Genomic DNA, 17654 nt, shown 5'->3' with positions numbered 1-17654 from the left:
GCCGAGGGGTTCCTCCAGGTGGGGCGGGGGGCGAGCGTCGCCGGCCGGGTCACCGGACGCGGAGTCGTTCTGCTTCACGGGAGGCTCTCGGGCGAGATCGCGCTCGAGGGAGACCTCGTGATCGCTCCCGGGGGGGAGGCCTCCGACCTGCGGGGCCGTCTCGACCGGCTGCGCATCGAGGGGCGCTGCCGCGGATCGCTGACCGTCACCGGGCCGGTGGAGCTCGCGCGCGGCGCCTCTTTCGAGGGGGAGGTCGACGCCGAACAGCTCGAAACGTCCGAAGGTGCCCGCTTCGAGGGCGTCCTGCGCATCCGCCCCGACCGGACGGTCGGAGGGGGGGCTCCGGAAGGCTCCTGATCCGGGTTCAAGTTCCTCCCGCGGGCGTCCGATGAGTTTCGCGAGTGCGGCCGGACGGCCCGCACCCGGCACGGATCGGACGTGCGCGGTCCGGCCCGCGGAGGATCTGGATGGCGCCCACCGCCTGCCCCCCCGTCGGCACCTCTCCGGCGCACGAAGTCGATGCGCTGGTGGGGCGCAACCCCCGCATCCAGCGGATCAAGGAGCTGATCGGGATCGTTTCGCCGGCGATGAGCGCCGTCCTCGTCACGGGGGAGTCGGGCACCGGAAAGCACCTGGTCGCGGAGGCGATCCATGCCGGCAGCTCCCGCGCGAACGGACCGCTGGTCCGGGTGAACTGCAGCGCGTTTCGGGGCGAAGCCCTGGAAAGCGAGCTCTTCGGGCACGAGGTGGGGGCCTACGCGGGCGCCACCCGCGCCCGGGCCGGGGCGCTGCGGAGGGCGCACGGGGGCACGCTCGTCCTGGAGGAGGTGGCCGGCCTTCCCATCCCGACCCAGGTCAAGCTGCTCCGCGCCATCCAGGAGCGGGAGGTCCAGCCGGTCGGTGCCGATGGCGCGCACAAGGTGGACGTCCGGCTGATCTCCACGACGCGGTGCGACTTGAGCGAGGAGGTCCGCGAGGGGCGGTTCCGCGAGGATCTGTTCTTCCGGCTCAACGTGATCCCGATCGTCTTGCCGCCCCTGCGCGAGCGCCCCGACGACATCCCGCTGCTCGCCGAGCGGTTCGCCCGGCGCGTCGCGGAGGGATGCGGCCGCCGCTTCCGCGGCTTCACCGACCGCGCCCTTTCGGCGATGGAGCGGTACGACTGGCCGGGCAACGTTCGCGAGCTGGAGAACGCGTGCGAGCGCGCCGTGGTGCTCGCCGACGGCGAGCTCGTCGACCTGCACGACCTCCCGCCGGAGATCCGCGGCGCCAAGCCGTGCCTCGACGGTTCCTACCGGCTGAACACCGTCCGATTGTCGGAGGTGGAGGAGATCGTCATCCGCCGCGTCCTGACGAGGACCGGGTGGAACATCAAGCGGTCGGCCGAGCTTCTCGGCATCACTCGCGCCACCCTCTACTCGAAGATCAAGAAGCTCGGCCTGGCGTCGCCCCGCGGGCCGTCCCGGTGAGCCCCGCCCGCGGCGGCCTTTACACGGGCCGCCGCACGCGCTACATTGCGCCGGCCGGAAGGCCCCGCCGGCGCTTGTCGCGCCCGGGGAACGATCGAGCGGGCGTAGCTCAGTTGGTAGAGCATCAGCTTCCCAAGCTGAGGGTCGCGGGTTCGAGACCCGTCGCCCGCTCCACGCGCTCGCCTCTCCCCTAGCGGGAGTAGACCTCCCGCGCGAAGGCCGGAATCGAAACGCCGCGAGGGTGCACCGAGTAGGCGACGCCGCACCGCCGGGCCGCCGCGGCGAGCCCCTGGCTGACGTCGTGGCCGCAGAATCGCGCCAGGACCACCACGCGATCGAAGCGGCCGTCGCGCAGGCGGCGCCGAAGCGTCTTGAGGTCGGCGGCGTGATCGCGGTAGGACTCGATCCACTCGGAGGCCGACCAGCCGAAGAAGGAAGCGAGAGCGCGGCGCCGGGGCTCGCTCGGCAGGCCGCCCACGAGGAGGACCCGCTCCCCGGCTCCCGCCCCCCGCCGGTCGAGGATCTCTTCCGGCCACTCGTCCTCGGCCAGCGCCTCGGTGACCGCCTCGAGCTCGTCGCGGTCGAGATCGGCGGGCGCGGCATCCTCCTCCGGCGCACCCCGTAGCCTTCGCAGGGCCCGGAACTCGCGACCACGAGCGATGCTGTCGCGGTGCGATCCGAGGACCCGCTCGAGTTCCTCGAGCCGCTCGCGCGTTCCCTCCGCCGCCCGGCAGGCGATCGCGGCCGCGGTCCGGGCCTCCCGGAGGAGCCGATCCCGCGCCTGCTCGTCGCGCTCGCCGGCGAGGTGGTACAGGCGGGCCCGGAGGCGGTCGAGCGCCTCGCGGAAGACCATCCGCCGTTCCTCCGCGCGCAGCCGGGCCAGCGCTTCCCGGATCTGTTCCTTCCGCCCGCGGCGCCGGGCCCGATCCCGTTCCCGCGCCAGCGCCTCGAGCCGTCGGTCGGCCTCCGCGGCCGCCGCGCGCCAGTCGCGCCCCGTCTTGCTCGAATCGAGCACGTCGGTGTACCCGGGACGATGCTCGCGGCTGATCCGCGTCAGCGTCCCGAAGACCGCCCGGAGCCGGCGCCGTTCCGGTTCCGGCCAGGAGGGCGCGGATTGTTCCTGGAGCGCCTTGAGACGGGCGCCGATCGACACGATCCTCAGGAAAAGTTCCCGCTTGGGGAGGGAGGCCGCCTCCCCGTCGAGGTGCCGGGCCTCACGCTCGAGGCGCTCGAGCTCCGCGAACGGTCCGGGCGCGGCCGGAGCGCGGGCTTGCGGTCCGGGCAGCCGGCTCTTGAATCGCCGCCTCAGGCTCGGAGGAATGCGGATCCTGAGGCGCGTCGCGCGGCGCTCGAGGTCGGACCACAAGCGGCGGGCGGCCGTTTCCCCGATGCGCTCGACCGCCTGCACGAGGAGGTTCGCCGCGCCGGCGGCGCCCGCGGCGTCGTTCACGTCGGCGAGCGCGAGGCGCAGCTCGACGTAACGCTCCGGATCGGACGCTTCCAACTGGGCCGCTTCGAGCCGCGCGGCCCGGCCGAGCGCCTCCCGCGCCGCCTCGCGCATCCGGCGCGCGCAGGCGCCGGCGTCGGCTGCCGGGAGGCTGAGACCGACCTCTTCCAAACGCGCGCGCTCGGCATCGAAGGCGTCGGCCAGCGCGGTCGCGAGGCGGCGCCAGGCGAGCGCCGCCGCCACCGCCGTCAGCGGCCGGCCGGGCGGGATGTCGCGCTCGAGCCGCCGGCCGACGAATCGCGTCAGGAGCTCGAGCGCTTCGTCGAGTGTCTCCGGCCGATCTTCACCCATGCCGATCGGTTCCCCTTCCGGGGCGGTCGGGCCGCCGCGCCGCACCCCCTTTGCGAGGCTAGCACCGGAGCGGCGGCGGCACACCGGGGCGTTCCCGCCGGTCCGGCCGCGCCCGCACTCTTCCGCGCGCTTGACCGTTCCGGCGGGGAGGACGCACCGTTCTGCGTGCGGGCCACTCGGCCCCGCGTCGAGGGAAGGCGGATGGCGGATCGCACGGGTCGGGTGACCGGCGCGGAGACGCGGGGGCACCGACTCTCCGAGTATCTCGAACGCTACCGCTCGCGCCTCGTGGCGATGAACGGCCCCACCGCGGGCGCGCCGATCGCGTTGGACCGCGAGCGCATCACGATCGGGCGTTCGCCCGGGGCGGACTTGCCGGTCGAGGACGACTCCGTGTCGCGTTGGCACGCGGTGATCGAGTTCACGGGGCGCGGCTTCCGGATCCGCGACCTCGGCAGCAGGAGCGGCGTCGAGGTGAACGGAATGCCGGCCCAGAGCTGCGAGCTGCGCGCGGGGGACACCATCCGCATCGGCGAGCGGGAGTTCCGGTTTTTCCAGGAGGAAATCGAGCCGGCCCCCGGAACCTGCGTCCTGCAGGACTGAGGCCCGCCCTGTCCGAGGCGCACCCCCACCCGCCCGGCGCGAGCGGGCACCACGGGGAAGCCGCCTCTCGCCCGGTGCGCCGAGCCCCGGAAGGCCGCGGGCCCCGCTGGCTCGCCAGCGCCGGCTCCGAAGCCAAGCGCCGGCATGCCAGCGGGTTCCGCGGCATCGCGCGCCGTCCGCGTGCGCCTCGGGGATCGGCGCGGGGCGGAGGAGTCTCCCCGGCGCGAAGAGCGCGTGGACGCTTCCGGCCCGCCGCACCGTCGGCGGGGCTCTCCGGGGACGGAGCGTCGGTGACGGGGTGTATGATCCGCGCCAAGGGGAGGAAGGGGAGGTTCCCCATGGCCGAGGGTGAGCGGGGACTCCGCCGCGAGGTCGAGCGTCTCAAGAGGGAACTGGAGCGGCTGGCGTCCGAGGGGCGCGAGCGCCCGCCGGTGGACGAGGAAGCGCTGTCGGCGCTGCTCGACGGACTCGGAGCGGCCCTCCTCGTGGGCAAGCCGGGCGGCACGCTTTCGAAGGTGCTCTCCGGGCCGCGGTTCCCGTGGCCGGGTGGGCGCGTCCCGGGGCCGGGTGCGGTGCTCGGCGAAGCGCTCCCCGCGGAGCTGGCGGAGGCACTGGCGCGCATCGGAGCCGAGGCGGAGGCGACGGGCCGGCCGGCGGAAGCGCGCGCACCGGCCGGCGGGGGAGGGCGCCCGTGGAGGGCGCGCGCCGTCCGCGCCGGTGCGGGGCGGGTGGCCTGGCTGGTCGTGGCGCGCGAGCCGGAGAGCGACGAGGCGCTCGGCGCCGGCTTCCGCCTCGCCTTCGACAACGCTCCGATCGGCATGGCCCTCGTCGCTCCCGACGAGCGGTTCCTCCTGGTCAACCAGGCGCTGTGCGAGATGCTGGGATACACCGCCGAGGAGCTGCTCCAGATGCGGGTCGCGGACGTGACCGATCCGGAGGACGTGGAGGAGGAGGCTCTCAAGAAGCTGGACCTGATCGAAGGGCGCGCGGGCGGGTTCAGCATGATCAAACGCTACCGGCACAAGAGCGGCCGGACGATCGTCGGCCGCCTGTGCGTTTCGGTGGTGCGCGATGCGGGGGGGCGGCCCGCCTTCTACGTGGGCCAGCTCGAAGACGTGACCGAGCGCGAGGCGTTGCGCCGGCGCCTGTTCCAGGCCGAGAAGATGGAAAGCCTCGGCCGCCTTGCCGCGGGCGTCGCCCACGACTTCAACAACCTCCTCACCGTGATCCTCGGCGGTTGCGAGCTGCTGGAGGAGGAGCTCGCCCGCCGCGGGGTTCCCGCGCACGATCTCGAGGCGATCCGCCAGGCGGGGCTCAGAGCCAAGGAACTCACCGGCCAGCTCCTCGCGATCGCGCGCCGGCGGCCGCTCAGGCCCCGTCCGATCGATCTCAACGAGGTCGTGCGCGGCGCGGAGTCGCTGCTCCGCAGGGTGCTCGGCGAGAAGGTGCGCCTGCAGATCGATCTGACCGAACCGGTGTGGACCGTCGAGGCCGACCCGGCTCAACTCCAGCAGGTGATCCTCAACCTGGCGATCAACGCGAGGGACGCGATGCCGGAGGGCGGCGAGCTGCGCCTGCGCACGGCGAACGTCACCCTCGGGGACGGGCCGCCGGGCGCGGGCCGGTTCGTGGAGCTGACGGTGGAGGACACCGGACCGGGACTGCCACCGGAGGTGCGGCGCCACCTGTTCGAGCCGTTCGTCAGCACGAAGAGTTCCCGGGAAGGGACCGGCCTCGGCCTGGCGACGATCTACGGGATCGTCCGCCAGTCCGGGGGGGATGTCACCGTGGACTCCGACCCGGGAAAAGGAACGCGGTTCCGGATCCGCCTCCCCGGATCCGACAAGCCGCCCGAGCCGGAAGCCCCTCCCGAGCCGATCCTTCCCGGACGCCGGGAGGGAAAGGGGCGGGTCCTCCTCGTCGAGGACGACGCGGGCGTCCGGGATCTCGCCGCCCGGACCCTGCGGGCCGCCGGGTACGAGGTGGCGGTCGCCGACGGCCCCGCCGCGGCGCGGCGCCTCGCGGGCGCCGGAAGGCCGGTCGACCTTCTCATCGCCGACCTCGTCCTCCCGGAGGGGCGGGCCACCGACCTCGCCGCGGAGCTGCGGCGGGATCGTCCGGGCCTTCCGGTGCTCTTCATCACGGGGTACGCGGACGAGGGCGTGGCCGGCGAGGGGAGCGCCGAAGCGCTCCTGCCGAAGCCGTTCACGCCCTCGGAGCTGCTGGTGCACGTCCGCCGCGCTCTCGAGCGGGCGCAGGACCGGAGGTGAGGGAGGTCCGGCCCGCCCGGCGCCGGGCGGCGGCCCCGGCGGCGGCGTCGTAGACGGCCACGGGCCAGCAGGCCGCGGGAAGCGCCCAGCGGAGGGGAGCGGCCCCCAGCGCCCCGAGCCAGGAAGGCGGGACCGCCCCGAAGCGCGCGAACAGGAGTCCGGCGGCGGGCGAGACCGACAGCCAAGCTGCGGCGGCGGCCCAGGCGCAGGTGGCGAAGAGGGCGGCCCGGATCCGGCACCCGTTGAGCGCCTGTCCCCACCCGGGGATCAGGGCCGAGGCGGCTGCGGACAGCGGCGGCGGTGGGGCCCCCGGGAGGCGGGGAAGGGTCGCCAGTCCCGCCACATGAAGGCCCGCCGCACCCACGGCGGCGGCGGCGACGAGCAGCGGGCCGGTCCAGGACGGGGTGCCGGCGAGGAGGCGCGGTTCGCACCAGACCGCCCGCGCCACCGCGACGCACAGAGCCGTATGGGTGGAGAGGAACAGCCCTGCGCGCCAGCGCCCGGCGGCCAGGTGCCCGAGTCCCGGGCACGCGGCCGAGGACGCAGCAGCGGCGCGGCGGATGGCCATGCGGAGGGTCTCGGCCGCGGCGGTCGCGCCCGCCTCGCGCGAGGGCCGGCGGAGCCGGGAGCCCTCGGCCGGCGTCCGGCCGGGACGGCGGACGCCCCAGCCGGTGCCGGTGGGGTCCGCGACGCCGCGGCTCGCGGCGGCCGAGCCGGGGCGGACCGCCCGCCGGATCTCGCCGAGGTCGTACACGTCCGGTCGGTCCATCGGGCCCCCTTGTCCGCCGCGCCGGGCCGTTCCGCCCGGGCCGCCGGTCCGCGACCATGCAGGGGGCCTGCCAACGGCTCGGGGAAGGCGGCGGACGCCGCCGGACACCGGCGCCCGACGATCCTGAAATCGCGTCGCCGGAGGGGGCTTCTCGCCGGAACGGGGCGGCCGATTGACGGCGGTCGCCAAGGCCGTTGACCGACGTCAGGGGATGGCGGCGCCCGCGGGTCGGGGAAGGCATCATCGCCGCTCCGGGGGGTGGCCCGCGGGGAGGAATCATGACGCTCACGCTGGGACCGCGGCGGGGGGAGGTTCTCGATGTGGCTCCCCCTCCGGAAACGGCCGCCGGGGCGGCGCCGGCCGACCTGCGCGCCCTCGAGACGCTGGACGGGCTGTACCGGCCGCTCTGCGCCATCCTCTACAACTACGTTCCCCGCTCGGGCCATCCGGGGGGATCGATCTCTTGCGGGCGTTTCGCGGCCGCGCTGCTGTTCGACAACCTCGACCACGACCTCGGCGATCCCTGGCGCTCCGACGCCGACCTTCTCTGCTACGCCGCGGGTCACAAGGCACTCGGTCTGTACGCGCTGTGGGCCCTGCGGGACGAAATCGCCCGCGTCGCGGCGCCGCATCTGCTTCCGGAGGACCGGCGCGCGCGGTTCCGCCTCGAGGACCTGCTCGGCTTCCGGCGGAACCCGACGGAGAGGACGCCGCTCCTGTCGCGGATGGAAGCGCGCCCGCTCGACGGGCACCCCACGCCCGCCATCCCGTTCGTGCCGGTCGCGACCGGTGCGTCGGGGGTCGGGCTGGCCGCCGCCGTGGGGCTCGCGCTCGGCGCCCTCGACGTCTTCGGATCCGACTCGCCGCGCGTGCACGTCATCGAGGGCGAAGGGGGCCTGACACCCGGCCGGGCGTCGGAGGCCCTGGCGGCCGCCGGCACCGCCAGGCTCGGCAACCTGGTGGTGCACGTGGACTGGAACCAGGCCTCGATCGACACCGACCGCGTCTGCCGCGAGGCCGACCGGCCGGGGGACTACGTCCAGTGGGATCCCGCGGAGCTGTTCGCCCTGCACGACTGGAACGTCGTCCGGGTCCCCGACGGGCGCGACCTCGCGAGCGTTCTCGCCGGACAGCGGCTAGCGCTTTCGCTCGACAACGGACAGCCGACGGCGATCGTCTACCGCACGGTCAAGGGATGGCGTTACGGGATCACCGGCCGCGCATCCCACGGGGCGGGACACGGGATGTGCTCGGACGGCTTCTTCGACGCGGTGATGGAGCTGACCGAGCGCTACGGCCTCCAGCTTCCCCGCTGCGACGCGGAGATGCGCCGCTGCGAGCGCCGCGACGGAGGGGCTGTCCGCGAGGAGTGTTTCTGGGAAGCGCTGGGTGCGATCCGCTCGGCGGTGGAAAGCGAGCGCGAGACGACCGCGCACCTCGCGGGCAAGCTCGAGGCGGCCAGGGAGCGCCTCGAAGCGCGCGCGAGGAAGCCGCGCCCGGGCGCGCCGCGCGTCGAGAGCGTCTACGAGACCGCGGTCCGCCGGGGCGTCGAACCGCCCGAATCCCTGCGCTTGGAGCCCGGCGCGACCACCACGCTCCGCGGGGAGCTCGGCCGTGTGCTCCGTTTCTACAACGAGGCGGGCGCCGGAGCGCTCGTCGTCGCGGCGGCGGACCTTCTCGGTTCGACGAGCGTGGACGAGGCCGTTTCAGGGTTCGCCGCGGGCTTCTTCGACGCCCGGGAGAACCCGGCATCCCGCAGGCTGGCCGTCGGCGGCATCTGTGAGGACGGGATCACCGGCGTGCTCTCGGGCCTCTCCGCGTTCGGCCGGCACATCGGGGTGGCCTCTTCCTACGCGGCCTTCATCGCCCCTCTCGGACACGTGGCGGCCCGCCTCCACGCGATCGGCGCGCAGGCGCTGCGCGAGGCCACGGGGGCGCCCTACCGGACACTCGTCGTCGTGTGCGCGCATGCCGGTCTGGAGACCGGCGAGGACGGGCCGACCCACGCCGATCCGCAGGCTCTCCAGCTCGTTCAGGGGAACTTCCCGCCGGGCCTGGCGGTGACGCTCACGCCGTGGGAACCGCAGGAGATCTGGCCGCTCGTCACCGCGGCACTCGCCGCGCGACCGGCGCTGATCTTCCCCTTCGTCACGAGGCCGCCGGAGCGGGTGCCCGACCGCGCGGCGCTCGGACTGCCGCCGGCGTCGGCCGCCGCGAAGGGGATCGTCCCGCTCCGCACCGCCGCGGGACGGGGGGACGGGACCGTCGTTCTCCAGGGAAGCCGCGTCACCTCGACCTTCGTGACCGAGGTGCTTCCGAGGCTGGAGGCGGAGGGGATCGATCTGAACGCCTACTGCGTCACCAGCGCGGAGCTTTTCGACCGGCTGCCGCGAGCCGAGCGCGAACACCTCTACCCGGAGGCGCGGGCCCGCGAGGCGATGGGGATCACCGGGTTCACCCTTCCCACGATGGAGCGCTGGATCCTGTCGCGGAAGGGACGCGAGGCCACCTTGCACCCCTTCCGGAAAGGCGGTTATCCGGGCAGCGGGCCCGCCCCGCGGGTCCTCGCCCAGGCCGGGCTCGACGCCGAGTCCCAGTACCGAGCGGTGCTGCGCTACGTCGCGTCACGCGGGAGGAACGCCGCCGTCTGAGGCTCCCCCGCGGGCCAATCGGCCGCGCGCGGCAGTCCCGCCACCGCACCGCCGGCGCGGAGCCAGATCAGGACCGCCTCGACCCGGCGATGGACCCGGAGCTTGCCGAGGATCGCCCGCACGTGGTTGCGGACGGTGGTGCGCGCGATGTGCAGGGCCGAGGCGATCTGGTCCGTCGTGTAGCCCGAGGCGAGGAGGCGCAGCACGTCGCGCTCCCGCGGCGACAGGAGCGTCAGGCGCGACGCCGCCCGGATGTCCGTGCCCGCCTCCGCAGCCGCGGGGCGGCGCGATGGGAGGAGCAGGTGGACGACGGCGGGCGCGTGGCGCGCGGCGCTCGGGTGGAGCACCGTCACCAGTTCGTGGGGAACGGGGCGCTGGGACGTGACGGCGAGCACGCGCATCCGCGGCGCGGGGCGCCCGGCCCGCGCGGCCGCGAGCACCTCGCAGTCGGGGCGGCACAGGGGCGTGCCGTCATCGCGCCGCAGGCGCATCACTTCCCAGCACGGGCGCCCGAGCGCGTCGGAGCGGCTCCTCGCGGCCAGCGGCGCCGCCGGCTCGTTGATGTAGCGCACGCGGCCTCCCGCGTCGGTGACCAGCAGCGGATCGGCCGCACGCGCGAACGTGGAGGACGGGATGAGGCCTGCCATGACTCACCTCCGGTACGGCGCGCCCCGCCGCGGAGGGCGCGGCGGAACGCGACCGCGGGTGGCGGGCAGGGGGCGGGGCCGGTTTCTCCGCAGGCCGGGGCCCGGCAGGGAGCGTCACGAAACCGATCCGCTCCGCCGCGCCTCGCCGGGTGAATCGGGGAGAATGGGCCTGGCCACGTCCCCTCCCACTCGTCGGCCTCCGCGGGCGCGGCCGGACGACTTCGTCAGACTTCATCAGATTTTCGCACCCTGCGTCGCGGGGCTCAATGATTCATCCGGATCACTCGCGGAAGCCCCGCCGCGCCGGGGGACCCAGTTCGACCGGTACGGTGAGCCGCCGCCCCTCCCGGACGACCGTCACGGGCACCGACTCTCCCGGCCGTCGCCGGTCCAGGGCGAGGAGAAGGTCGTCCGCGCTGCGCACCGGCTGGCCCCCGACCTCCACGATGATGTCCCCGAGCCGGAGCCTTCCGAGCCGGTCGCGTGCGGTGCCGCGAAGACCGGCCCTATCGGCGCCGCTCCTCGGCACCACCCGCACGATCAGGGCCCCCTCGGGCTCGCCGAGTCCCACCTCGCGGGTGCCGATCACCTCGACTCCGAGCGTCGGCCGTTCGATTCGCCCCTTCGCGATCAGTTCCGGCACCACCCAATTGACCGTGTCGACAGGGATCGCGAACCCGACCCCCGCGTACGCCCCCGAGGGGCTGTAGATGGCCGTGTTGATGCCGATCAGCCGGCCGGCGCTGTCGAGGAGCGGCCCGCCGGAGTTGCCGGGGTTGATCGCCGCGTCGGTCTGGATCACGCCCCTGATCGGAATGCGCGCGGCCGATTCGATCTCGCGTCCGAGCGCGCTGATCACACCGGTCGTCAGGCTCTGATCGAGTCCGAAGGGGTTGCCGATCGCGAACACCTTCTGCCCCACGAGGAGGTCGTGCGAGCTGCCGATCGCGATCGGTTGCAGCCGGTCGGGCGGCGCGTCGATCTTCAGGACCGCGAGGTCCTTCTCCGGCGCCGCTCCGACCAGCTCGGCGTCCCACGTCGACTGGTCGGCGAGGGTCACGCGGGCACCGCTCGATCCCTGCACCACGTGGAAGTTGGTCACGATGTGCCCGTCTTCGTCCCACACGAAGCCGGAACCGGTGCCGCGCGGTATCTCCTGGACGTTGAGGGTGAAGATGTCGCGCCGCAGCGCCAGCGAGGTGATGTAGACGACCGACGGCGAGGCGCGCCGGAACAGCTCGATGGTGGCCATCTCGTCCGGGGACAACTCGCCGCGCGGCGTCACCGGCCGCGGTCGGGCGGCCGGGCGCGACTCGAGTCCCAGCCACCCTCGAGCCGCGGTCGGACCAGCGACGAGGGCGAGCGCGAGCAGAGCGGCGGCGAGAAGTGGAACGGCGACGCGTTTCATCTGCGGTCCTCCACGTCCGGGACGGCCCGGGCGCCCGGGCCAGTATCGGCGGCTCCGGCCGGGGGCACAACGCGCGACGCCCGGCGCCGGCCGCGCTATCCTCGCGCCATGCCCGGGCGAGACCGGATGGGCGGACAGCGGCGCGGTGGGTTCGTCCCGCCGGCCCGGCTCCCGCTACCACCGGGCGCGCCCCGGCGGCTGGCCGTCGTGGCGCGGCGGTGCCGGGTCGCCGAAGCCCTGGGGCCCGAGCTTGCCCGGAGCCTTTCGCAGATTCGCGAAAGAGACGGTGCCCTCGAACTCCTCTTCACCGGGGACGGGTGGGAAACGAGGCTCGAGCCGCTCCGCGCCGAGATCGAGCGGCGCGTCGCGGCAGCGTTGGGGATGCGTTCGGCGCGGATCCGCATCGCCTCGGTTCCGGCGCGCGCCGCCGGAGGCCGGGAGGCGCGGGCCCAGCCGGCGCCGCCGGCGGGGCTCTCCCCGGCCGAGCGACTGCGTCGCGTCGCCGATCGGTTGCGCCGGCGCCCCGTTGACACCCGGGGACGGCGACAGTAGATAGAGCCCTTCGCGCGCCGGCCGGAGCGGCCTGGCCCGCACGAGGTGAGCCGGTGGACGAAGCCAGGAACGGCGAGGCGCGGGGGGCGGGCGCGCCCCGCCGGCCGGTGATGATCGAGATCGACCGCCTCCGCAAGTTCTACGGGGAGTTCGAGGCGGTCAAAGGGATCTCGTTCCGCGTCCACCGGGGGGAAATCCTCGGCTTTCTCGGACCGAACGGCGCGGGAAAGTCGACGACGATGAAGATCATGACCGGCCTTTTGCCCCCGACCTCCGGGTCGGTGCGGATCGCCGGCCACGACGTGCTCGACGAACCGCTCGAGGTCAAACGGGCGATCGGCTACCTGCCGGAGGTGCCGCCGCTCTACCCCGAGATGGTGGTGCGCGACTACCTCGCCTTCGCCGCGCGGCTGCGCGCCGTGCCGCGCGCCCGCTGCCGGGCCGCCGTCGACCTGGCGCTGGAGCGCTGCGGCCTGACCCACATGGCCCGCCGACTGGTCGGGAACCTCTCCAAGGGATACCGCCAGCGGGTCGGACTGGCCCAGGCGGTCATCCACGAGCCGCCGGTCCTGATCCTCGACGAACCGACCGTCGGTCTCGATCCGACCCAGGTGATCGAGATCCGGGGAATCATCAGGGCGCTCGGGCGGGAGCGGACGGTCATTCTGTCGAGCCACGTCCTCCCCGAGGTCCAGGCGACCTGCCAGCGGGTGGTGATCATCAACGAGGGGAGGGTCGTGGCGGAAGGACCGATGGACGAGCTGCTCGAGGGCGGCGCCGGGCGCGTCGTCGTCCGACTGGCGAGACCCCCGGCCGACGGGGCCCAGCTCGGCTCCCTGCCGGAGGTCCGGCGAGTCGAGCCGCTCGGCGAGGGGCGTTTCCGGTTCGCGCTGGAGCCGGGGGACGATCGCCGCGAGCGCTTCGTCCGGGCGCTGGCCGCCACGGGGTTCGGCCTGCTGGAGGTGCAGTCGGAGCGGACGACGCTCGAAGAGGTCTTCCGGCGGGTCGTCCTCGAGGAGGAGGCCGCCGCGTGAGATTCGTCTGGACCCTCTTCCGGCGCGAGGTCAAGAGCTACTTCGTCTCGCCGCTCGCCTACACCGCCACCGCCGTCTTCCTCCTCATCATGGGAGTCCTGTTCTACCTCGGGATCCTGGCCTACGAGGGGGCGCGGGTCCGGGCGGCGGCGAACCCGCTGGCGGAGCTCCCCGGAGCCGAGCAGCTCGTCCGGAACCTGCTCGGCGCGGACAGCACGTGGGCGCTGCTCATCATCGTCCCGGTGCTGGCCATGCGGCTGCTGGCCTGGGAACGCTCGCAGCACACGGCGGAACTGCTGCTGACCGCGCCGATGACCACGTTCCAGCTCGTGCTCGGCAAGTTCTTCGGAGTGCTGTTCGTCTGGGCCGTGATGCTGGCGCTCTCCTGCTGGATGCCGATCACGCTGCTCGTTTGGGGTAAGGCCGATCCGGCGCCGATGTGGACCGGCTATCTCGGCCTTTTCCTTTACGGGGCGTTCATGCTGGCGGTGGCGCTCCTCGCCTCCAGCCTGACCGAGAACCCGATCCTCGCGTCGTTCCTGGCACTGCTGTTCATGGCCGGCGTCAACGTGCTGGGAGCCCTGGCGCCCAAGGTGCCGCTGATCGGGGACAACCTGGAGCTGTTCACGCCCGCCGGGAACCTGGCGCTGCTGACGGGCGGCGTGGTGGACACGCAGGCGGTCGTCTTCTTCGTCAGCACGACCTGGCTTCTCCTGTTCGTCACCGCGCAGGTGGTCGACAGCCAGCGGTGGAGGTGACGGCGTGAGGCGTCTCGCCACGGTGCTCGGTCCGGTCGGTCTCGTCCTGCTGACCGTGGGGGCGGGGTGGGCCGTCCTCGCCCCCCGTGTCCTGCCCACCGCGTACCGCGGGCTGATCGTGGCCGGCCTGGTCGCGCTCGTCCCCAGCGCGTGGGGATGGCGAGCCGCGCTGCGCGATCCGGTGGGGGGCAAGCGGGTCCGCTTCGGCGCCAACGCCCTGGCGGCCGTCTCCGTCGCCACCGCGGCGGTGCTGCTGGTGAACTTCTTCTCCGTGCGGTTCCATCAGCGGTGGGACCTCACCCGGACGAAGTCGTTCTCGCTCCACCCCGTGACGATCAGGATCCTCGAGGGAATCGACCGGGACGTGGACGTGGTGGGGTTGTATCCCGAACGGCGGCAGACGGAGTTCCGGGCGATCCGGGAGCTGTACCGGATCTACTCCTACCACCAGCCGCGCATCCAGGTCACGGTCGTGGATCCGCAAAAGCGGCCCGACCTGGTGCAGGAGCTGGGTGTGCGCGGAACGAGGATCACGGTGGTCCGCTGCGGCGACCGGCTGGCGTACTTCCAGGATCCGGGGAACGCCGTCGACAGGGAGCGCCGGCTGACGGCGGCGATCCGGGAGGTCACGCGCGGCGAGCCCAAGGTCGTCTACTGGATGTACGGCCACGGTGAGCGGCGCCGCGATGCGGAAGGGGAGGAGGGCTTCCAGCAATTCCAGCGGTCCCTCGAGGAGGATTTCTACGAGGTCCGCGATCTGAGTCTCGGCCCCGGCGCTCGTGTGCCGGACGACGCCTCGCTGCTGATCTTCGCCGATCCCGCCGATCCGATCCCCGAGGAAGAAGTCGCCGCGCTCGACGCCTACCTGCGGAGGGGAGGCCGGATCCTCGCTCTCGCCGACATCGAACCCGGGGGCGGGGCGACGGCCCCGCCGCCGCTCGCGGAGCTGATGCGGCGCTGGGGCATGCGGAGTCCCCCCGGGATCGTCGTCGACCCGAGGCCGGAGAAGAGCTCGCGGTATCCCGAGCCGTGGGTCGTGCTGGGCGAGGACTTCGGCGGTGCGGAGCCGGTGGCTCCCCTCCGGGGAAAGGAGACGCTCTTCCGCGGGGCGCGGGCGCTCGAGTTCTTCACCGTGATGGAGGACCAGCAGATCTTCCACATGCCGCTCGTGCGCGCCGGGGTCGGGGCGTACGTCGAGGAGGACGTCCAGCGGGCGATGCGGGGCGAACCCGATCCGGAAGCCCAGGCCGAATGGCGCGACACGCCTCCGATCCTCGCCCTCGCCGCCTACCGCCGGTTCGAGCCGAGGCCCGGCCAGGCCGGAGCCGGGTGGGAGGCCAGGTTCGCGGTGGTGGGGGACGCGGACTTCCTCGACAACGCCGACTACCCCGCCCGTGCCAACACCGATTTCGCCGAGAACCTCGTCCGGTGGCTCACCGGCGAGGAGCTCCTCATCCGGAAGGAGGGGGAGCGCCGGCTGGCCAAGCAGGCGCTCGCCATCGGCCCGCCGCGACAGCAGGCGGTTTGGCTGGGGGTGGTCCTCCAGTTCCTCGTCGTCTTCCTTGCCGGGTGGGCCATCTGGTTCGTACGGAGATCGAAATGACACGGCGGGGACTGGCGGCGGCCGCGATCGCGGTGGCGGCGATGGCGGCGCTGGCCTACTACCTCGAGCGGCGCGACGTGCTCGAGGGAAAACACGTCGCGGCCGAACTCGTCTTTCCCTACAACACGACCCGCGTGGCCGAGGTGACCGTTCAGATCGGCGACCGCCGGGCGACCCTGGTCCGCGGCCCGGGCGGCGCCTGGCAGCCGGCTCCCGGGAGTCCCGAGGGGACCCGGGAGGATCTCGCCGCGGATCTGATCGGAGCGTGGGGCCGGGTGCGGTTTCTCGAGGTCATCGACGAGAACCCGGACGATCCGGGCCGCTACGGTCTCGACGAGCCGCGGGTGCGCCTCGCCGCCCGCCTGAAGGAAGGCGAGCAGCCCGCGCCACCGAGGCCGCCCTCGTTCGAGCTCGGCGGGCCGAACCCGCTGCAGCCGTCGTACTACGCGCGCCTCGACGGGTTTCCGCGGGTCGTTCTCGTGACCGTGCAGGCCGCGGAGGTGGAGACGCTCGCCCGGCGCGTTCTCGGGCTTCCCGACGAGTCCTCCGGGAACGAGGACGCCGGGAACGGGTCCCCGCCCGTCACCTCCGGGCGGTGACCGTGAAGTCGATCGTGCGGCTCACGGGCGGCGCTCCGGGAACCATCGCCGTGAACATCGCGCGGTAGCGGCCGGCCGGTATCTGCCCCGGCTCGAAGCGCCACGCGCGGGGTCCTCGCCCGTCCTCGACGCGCGACGGCGGGGCGAGCGGCTCCGGCGTGTCGCCGTCCCAGCGGAAGATCTGCCACTCCAGCGCGACCGGCCCGTCCCGGCCGGGCGGCGGGAGCACCTCGAGAAACAGGCCGAACGGCTCGTCCGCCGGCACTTCCGTTCCCAAGCGGGGGATCACGAGGTGGTCGTGGAACCGGAACGGAAGATCGGTTCCCGGGCGCTCCGGACCCGCGGGCAGGATCGCCCGGGCGAGGACGGGGCCGGTGACCAGCGGCGCTCCTTCGGCAGCGCCCGGCACGGCGATCTCGGCCGTCGCCGCGCCCGCGTCGCCGGCGCGACGGTCGGCCAGGACCGCCGACAGCCGCCACCGACCGGGCGGTACCGGGCGGAGGGCCTGGACGCGCAGGTACGGATCCCCCGGCTGCGGGGCCGGCTCGGCGACGAAGCTCTCCTCCGGAAATTCGATCACGCCGTGACGCTCCGCCGCCGGGTCGGCCGGCCGGAGTTCGGCGGTCGCCGCGAATCGTTGCGCCAGCGACAGCGCGCTTCCGTCCCACGGCGGATCGAGGGCGTCGCGCCGGACGGCCAGCGTCAGCGCCAGCAGCGGATGAGGCGCCGACGCGACGAGGTGCCAGCGGGCCGCGACGTCGAGCGTGCCGAGGTACTCCTCGGTGCGCACCACGGCGCGCAGGAGCTCGCGCTCGGTGGGAACCTCCTGGAGTCGCGCGAGGTCGAGAGCCGTTCCGAGCGTCCCGTGCTCCCAGGGAATCGAGTCGACGAGGTTGGCCAGCGTGGGAGGGAGACCGACCGGACGCTCCGCGTTCATGTCGAGATAGATGCTCGAGAGCTTCGGATCGTCGGTGAGACGCCAGTCGCCGACGTCCTTGACGAACGCGATGATCGTCTCCGGGCTCATCGACCGGCGCAGCCCGCGGTAGTGCCAGCGCATCAAGCCGCGTTCCGGGATGGTCTTGATCCCGGTGTCGAAGTCGTCCCGCCGCTCGATCTGATCGGGAGGGCCCAGCAGGATGAAGATCTTCCCGCGATCGGTCTTCCACCCGGGAAGCGGGGTGTCGCCGAACCGGCGATTGGCCTCCACGACGCGTTGCCAGAAGGCGATCCGGGCCTCGTTCTGGGGCGTGCGCGGGTCGGGGTCGCGCCGCTCCCAAAAGCGCCTGATGAACTGCAGGCGCTCGGCATCGGTTTGGAGGCGCTTGAACAGGCGGGTCTCGGTGCGCGTCATCAGGTACCGGACCGGCCCCCGGTACCAGTCCCGCAGCGAGACCGGCGCGTCGCCGGCGGGAGCCGGCGGGCCGGCCGCGACGGCGAGGGCGAACAGCCACGGCAGCGCACCGCCGCGCCCATTTGCCCCTTGCCAGATC

The 17654-nt window shown here is 73.7% G+C and carries 14 protein-coding genes and 1 tRNA gene; 10 read left to right on the top strand and 5 right to left on the bottom strand.

What is annotated here, in order from left to right; genetic code table 11:
* From D6718_01520 to D6718_01510, 3 genes are all read left to right on the top strand, one after another.
* Positions 1-357 (top strand): polymer-forming cytoskeletal protein (locus D6718_01520; protein RMG48629.1); only part of this gene is annotated, 357 nt, incomplete at its 5' end.
* Between the two features lie 110 nt (positions 358-467).
* Entirely contained in the window at positions 468-1469 is a 1002-nt protein-coding gene (locus tag D6718_01515; protein RMG48628.1) for a sigma-54-dependent Fis family transcriptional regulator, read from the top strand.
* Positions 1470-1567: 98 nt separating this feature from the next.
* A tRNA-Gly gene (locus tag D6718_01510) sits at positions 1568-1643 on the top strand.
* A 16-nt stretch (positions 1644-1659) separates the two neighbouring features.
* Here the strand turns inward: D6718_01510 and D6718_01505 are convergent.
* Positions 1660-3267, bottom strand: coding sequence for a hypothetical protein (locus D6718_01505; GenBank protein ID RMG48627.1), 1608 nt, complete (start codon positions 3265-3267; stop codon positions 1660-1662).
* Positions 3268-3468: 201 nt separating this feature from the next.
* On the opposite strand from D6718_01505, the gene D6718_01500 reads away from it, so the two are divergent.
* Positions 3469-3870, top strand: coding sequence for an FHA domain-containing protein (locus D6718_01500; GenBank protein ID RMG48626.1), 402 nt, complete (start codon positions 3469-3471; stop codon positions 3868-3870).
* 302 nt (positions 3871-4172) lie between these two features.
* Positions 4173-6140: a PAS domain S-box protein gene (locus D6718_01495; protein ID RMG48625.1), complete on the top strand. Its 1968-nt coding sequence runs from the start codon at positions 4173-4175 to the stop codon at positions 6138-6140.
* Here the strand turns inward: D6718_01495 and D6718_01490 are convergent.
* Positions 6076-6909, bottom strand: a complete 834-nt coding sequence (locus D6718_01490) for a hypothetical protein (GenBank protein RMG48624.1) — start codon at positions 6907-6909, stop codon at positions 6076-6078. The genes D6718_01495 and D6718_01490 overlap by 65 nt on opposite strands.
* A gap of 278 nt (positions 6910-7187) precedes the next feature.
* Here D6718_01490 and D6718_01485 point away from each other — a divergent pair, with 278 nt between their 5' ends.
* Positions 7188-9560, top strand: coding sequence for a hypothetical protein (locus tag D6718_01485; GenBank protein RMG48623.1), 2373 nt, complete (start codon positions 7188-7190; stop codon positions 9558-9560).
* Here the strand turns inward: D6718_01485 and D6718_01480 are convergent.
* Positions 9524-10207, bottom strand: coding sequence for a hypothetical protein (locus tag D6718_01480; protein RMG48622.1), 684 nt, complete (start codon positions 10205-10207; stop codon positions 9524-9526). The two genes, D6718_01485 and D6718_01480, sit on opposite strands and share 37 nt — an antisense overlap.
* A gap of 280 nt (positions 10208-10487) precedes the next feature.
* Positions 10488-11615, bottom strand: coding sequence for a PDZ domain-containing protein (locus tag D6718_01475; GenBank protein RMG48621.1), 1128 nt, complete (start codon positions 11613-11615; stop codon positions 10488-10490).
* Between the two features lie 662 nt (positions 11616-12277).
* On the opposite strand from D6718_01475, the gene D6718_01470 reads away from it, so the two are divergent.
* From D6718_01470 to D6718_01455, 4 genes are read left to right on the top strand one after another with little or no spacing between them, the layout of a single operon-like run.
* On the top strand, positions 12278-13201 hold the full coding sequence (locus D6718_01470) for an ATP-binding cassette domain-containing protein (GenBank protein ID RMG48630.1): 924 nt from the start codon (positions 12278-12280) through the stop codon (positions 13199-13201).
* Positions 13198-13959, top strand: a complete 762-nt coding sequence (locus D6718_01465) for a hypothetical protein (protein ID RMG48620.1) — start codon at positions 13198-13200, stop codon at positions 13957-13959. The genes D6718_01470 and D6718_01465 overlap by 4 nt, the downstream gene beginning before the upstream one ends.
* Before the next feature lie 4 nt (positions 13960-13963).
* Positions 13964-15562 (top strand): hypothetical protein, encoded by a 1599-nt coding sequence (locus tag D6718_01460; GenBank protein RMG48619.1) that lies wholly within the window; start codon positions 13964-13966, stop codon positions 15560-15562.
* Positions 15211-16161, top strand: coding sequence for a DUF4340 domain-containing protein (locus D6718_01455; GenBank protein RMG48618.1), 951 nt, complete (start codon positions 15211-15213; stop codon positions 16159-16161). Before D6718_01460 ends, D6718_01455 begins: the two co-directional genes overlap by 352 nt.
* Here D6718_01455 and D6718_01450 read toward each other — a convergent pair.
* The gene (locus tag D6718_01450) at positions 16145-17653 is read right to left on the bottom strand and encodes a GWxTD domain-containing protein (protein RMG48617.1); all 1509 of its coding nucleotides are present in this window, start codon (positions 17651-17653) and stop codon (positions 16145-16147) included. The genes D6718_01455 and D6718_01450 overlap by 17 nt on opposite strands.
* Position 17654 lies beyond the last annotated feature (1 nt).

Source organism: Acidobacteriota bacterium, from assembly GCA_003696075.1.
Taxonomy (GTDB): domain Bacteria; phylum Acidobacteriota; class Polarisedimenticolia; order J045; family J045; genus J045.
Note: the sequence above shows the minus strand (reverse complement) of the source record. Positions and strands in the feature narration are given on the sequence as shown.

What these genes read in the sequence shown, in the direction of transcription:
- D6718_01475 (RMG48621.1), bottom strand. Translation starts at nt 11,615, where the DNA reads ATGAAACGCGTCGCCGTTCCACTTCTCGCCGCCGCTCTGCTCGCGCTC.
- D6718_01480 (RMG48622.1), bottom strand. Translation starts at nt 10,207, where the DNA reads ATGGCAGGCCTCATCCCGTCCTCCACGTTCGCGCGTGCGGCCGATCCG.
- D6718_01470 (RMG48630.1), top strand. Translation starts at nt 12,278, where the DNA reads ATGATCGAGATCGACCGCCTCCGCAAGTTCTACGGGGAGTTCGAGGCG.
- D6718_01495 (RMG48625.1), top strand. Translation starts at nt 4,173, where the DNA reads ATGATCCGCGCCAAGGGGAGGAAGGGGAGGTTCCCCATGGCCGAGGGT.
- D6718_01490 (RMG48624.1), bottom strand. Translation starts at nt 6,909, where the DNA reads ATGGACCGACCGGACGTGTACGACCTCGGCGAGATCCGGCGGGCGGTC.
- D6718_01500 (RMG48626.1), top strand. Translation starts at nt 3,469, where the DNA reads ATGGCGGATCGCACGGGTCGGGTGACCGGCGCGGAGACGCGGGGGCAC.
- D6718_01455 (RMG48618.1), top strand. Translation starts at nt 15,211, where the DNA reads ATGGCGCGACACGCCTCCGATCCTCGCCCTCGCCGCCTACCGCCGGTT.
- D6718_01515 (RMG48628.1), top strand. Translation starts at nt 468, where the DNA reads ATGGCGCCCACCGCCTGCCCCCCCGTCGGCACCTCTCCGGCGCACGAA.
- D6718_01505 (RMG48627.1), bottom strand. Translation starts at nt 3,267, where the DNA reads ATGGGTGAAGATCGGCCGGAGACACTCGACGAAGCGCTCGAGCTCCTG.
- D6718_01485 (RMG48623.1), top strand. Translation starts at nt 7,188, where the DNA reads ATGACGCTCACGCTGGGACCGCGGCGGGGGGAGGTTCTCGATGTGGCT.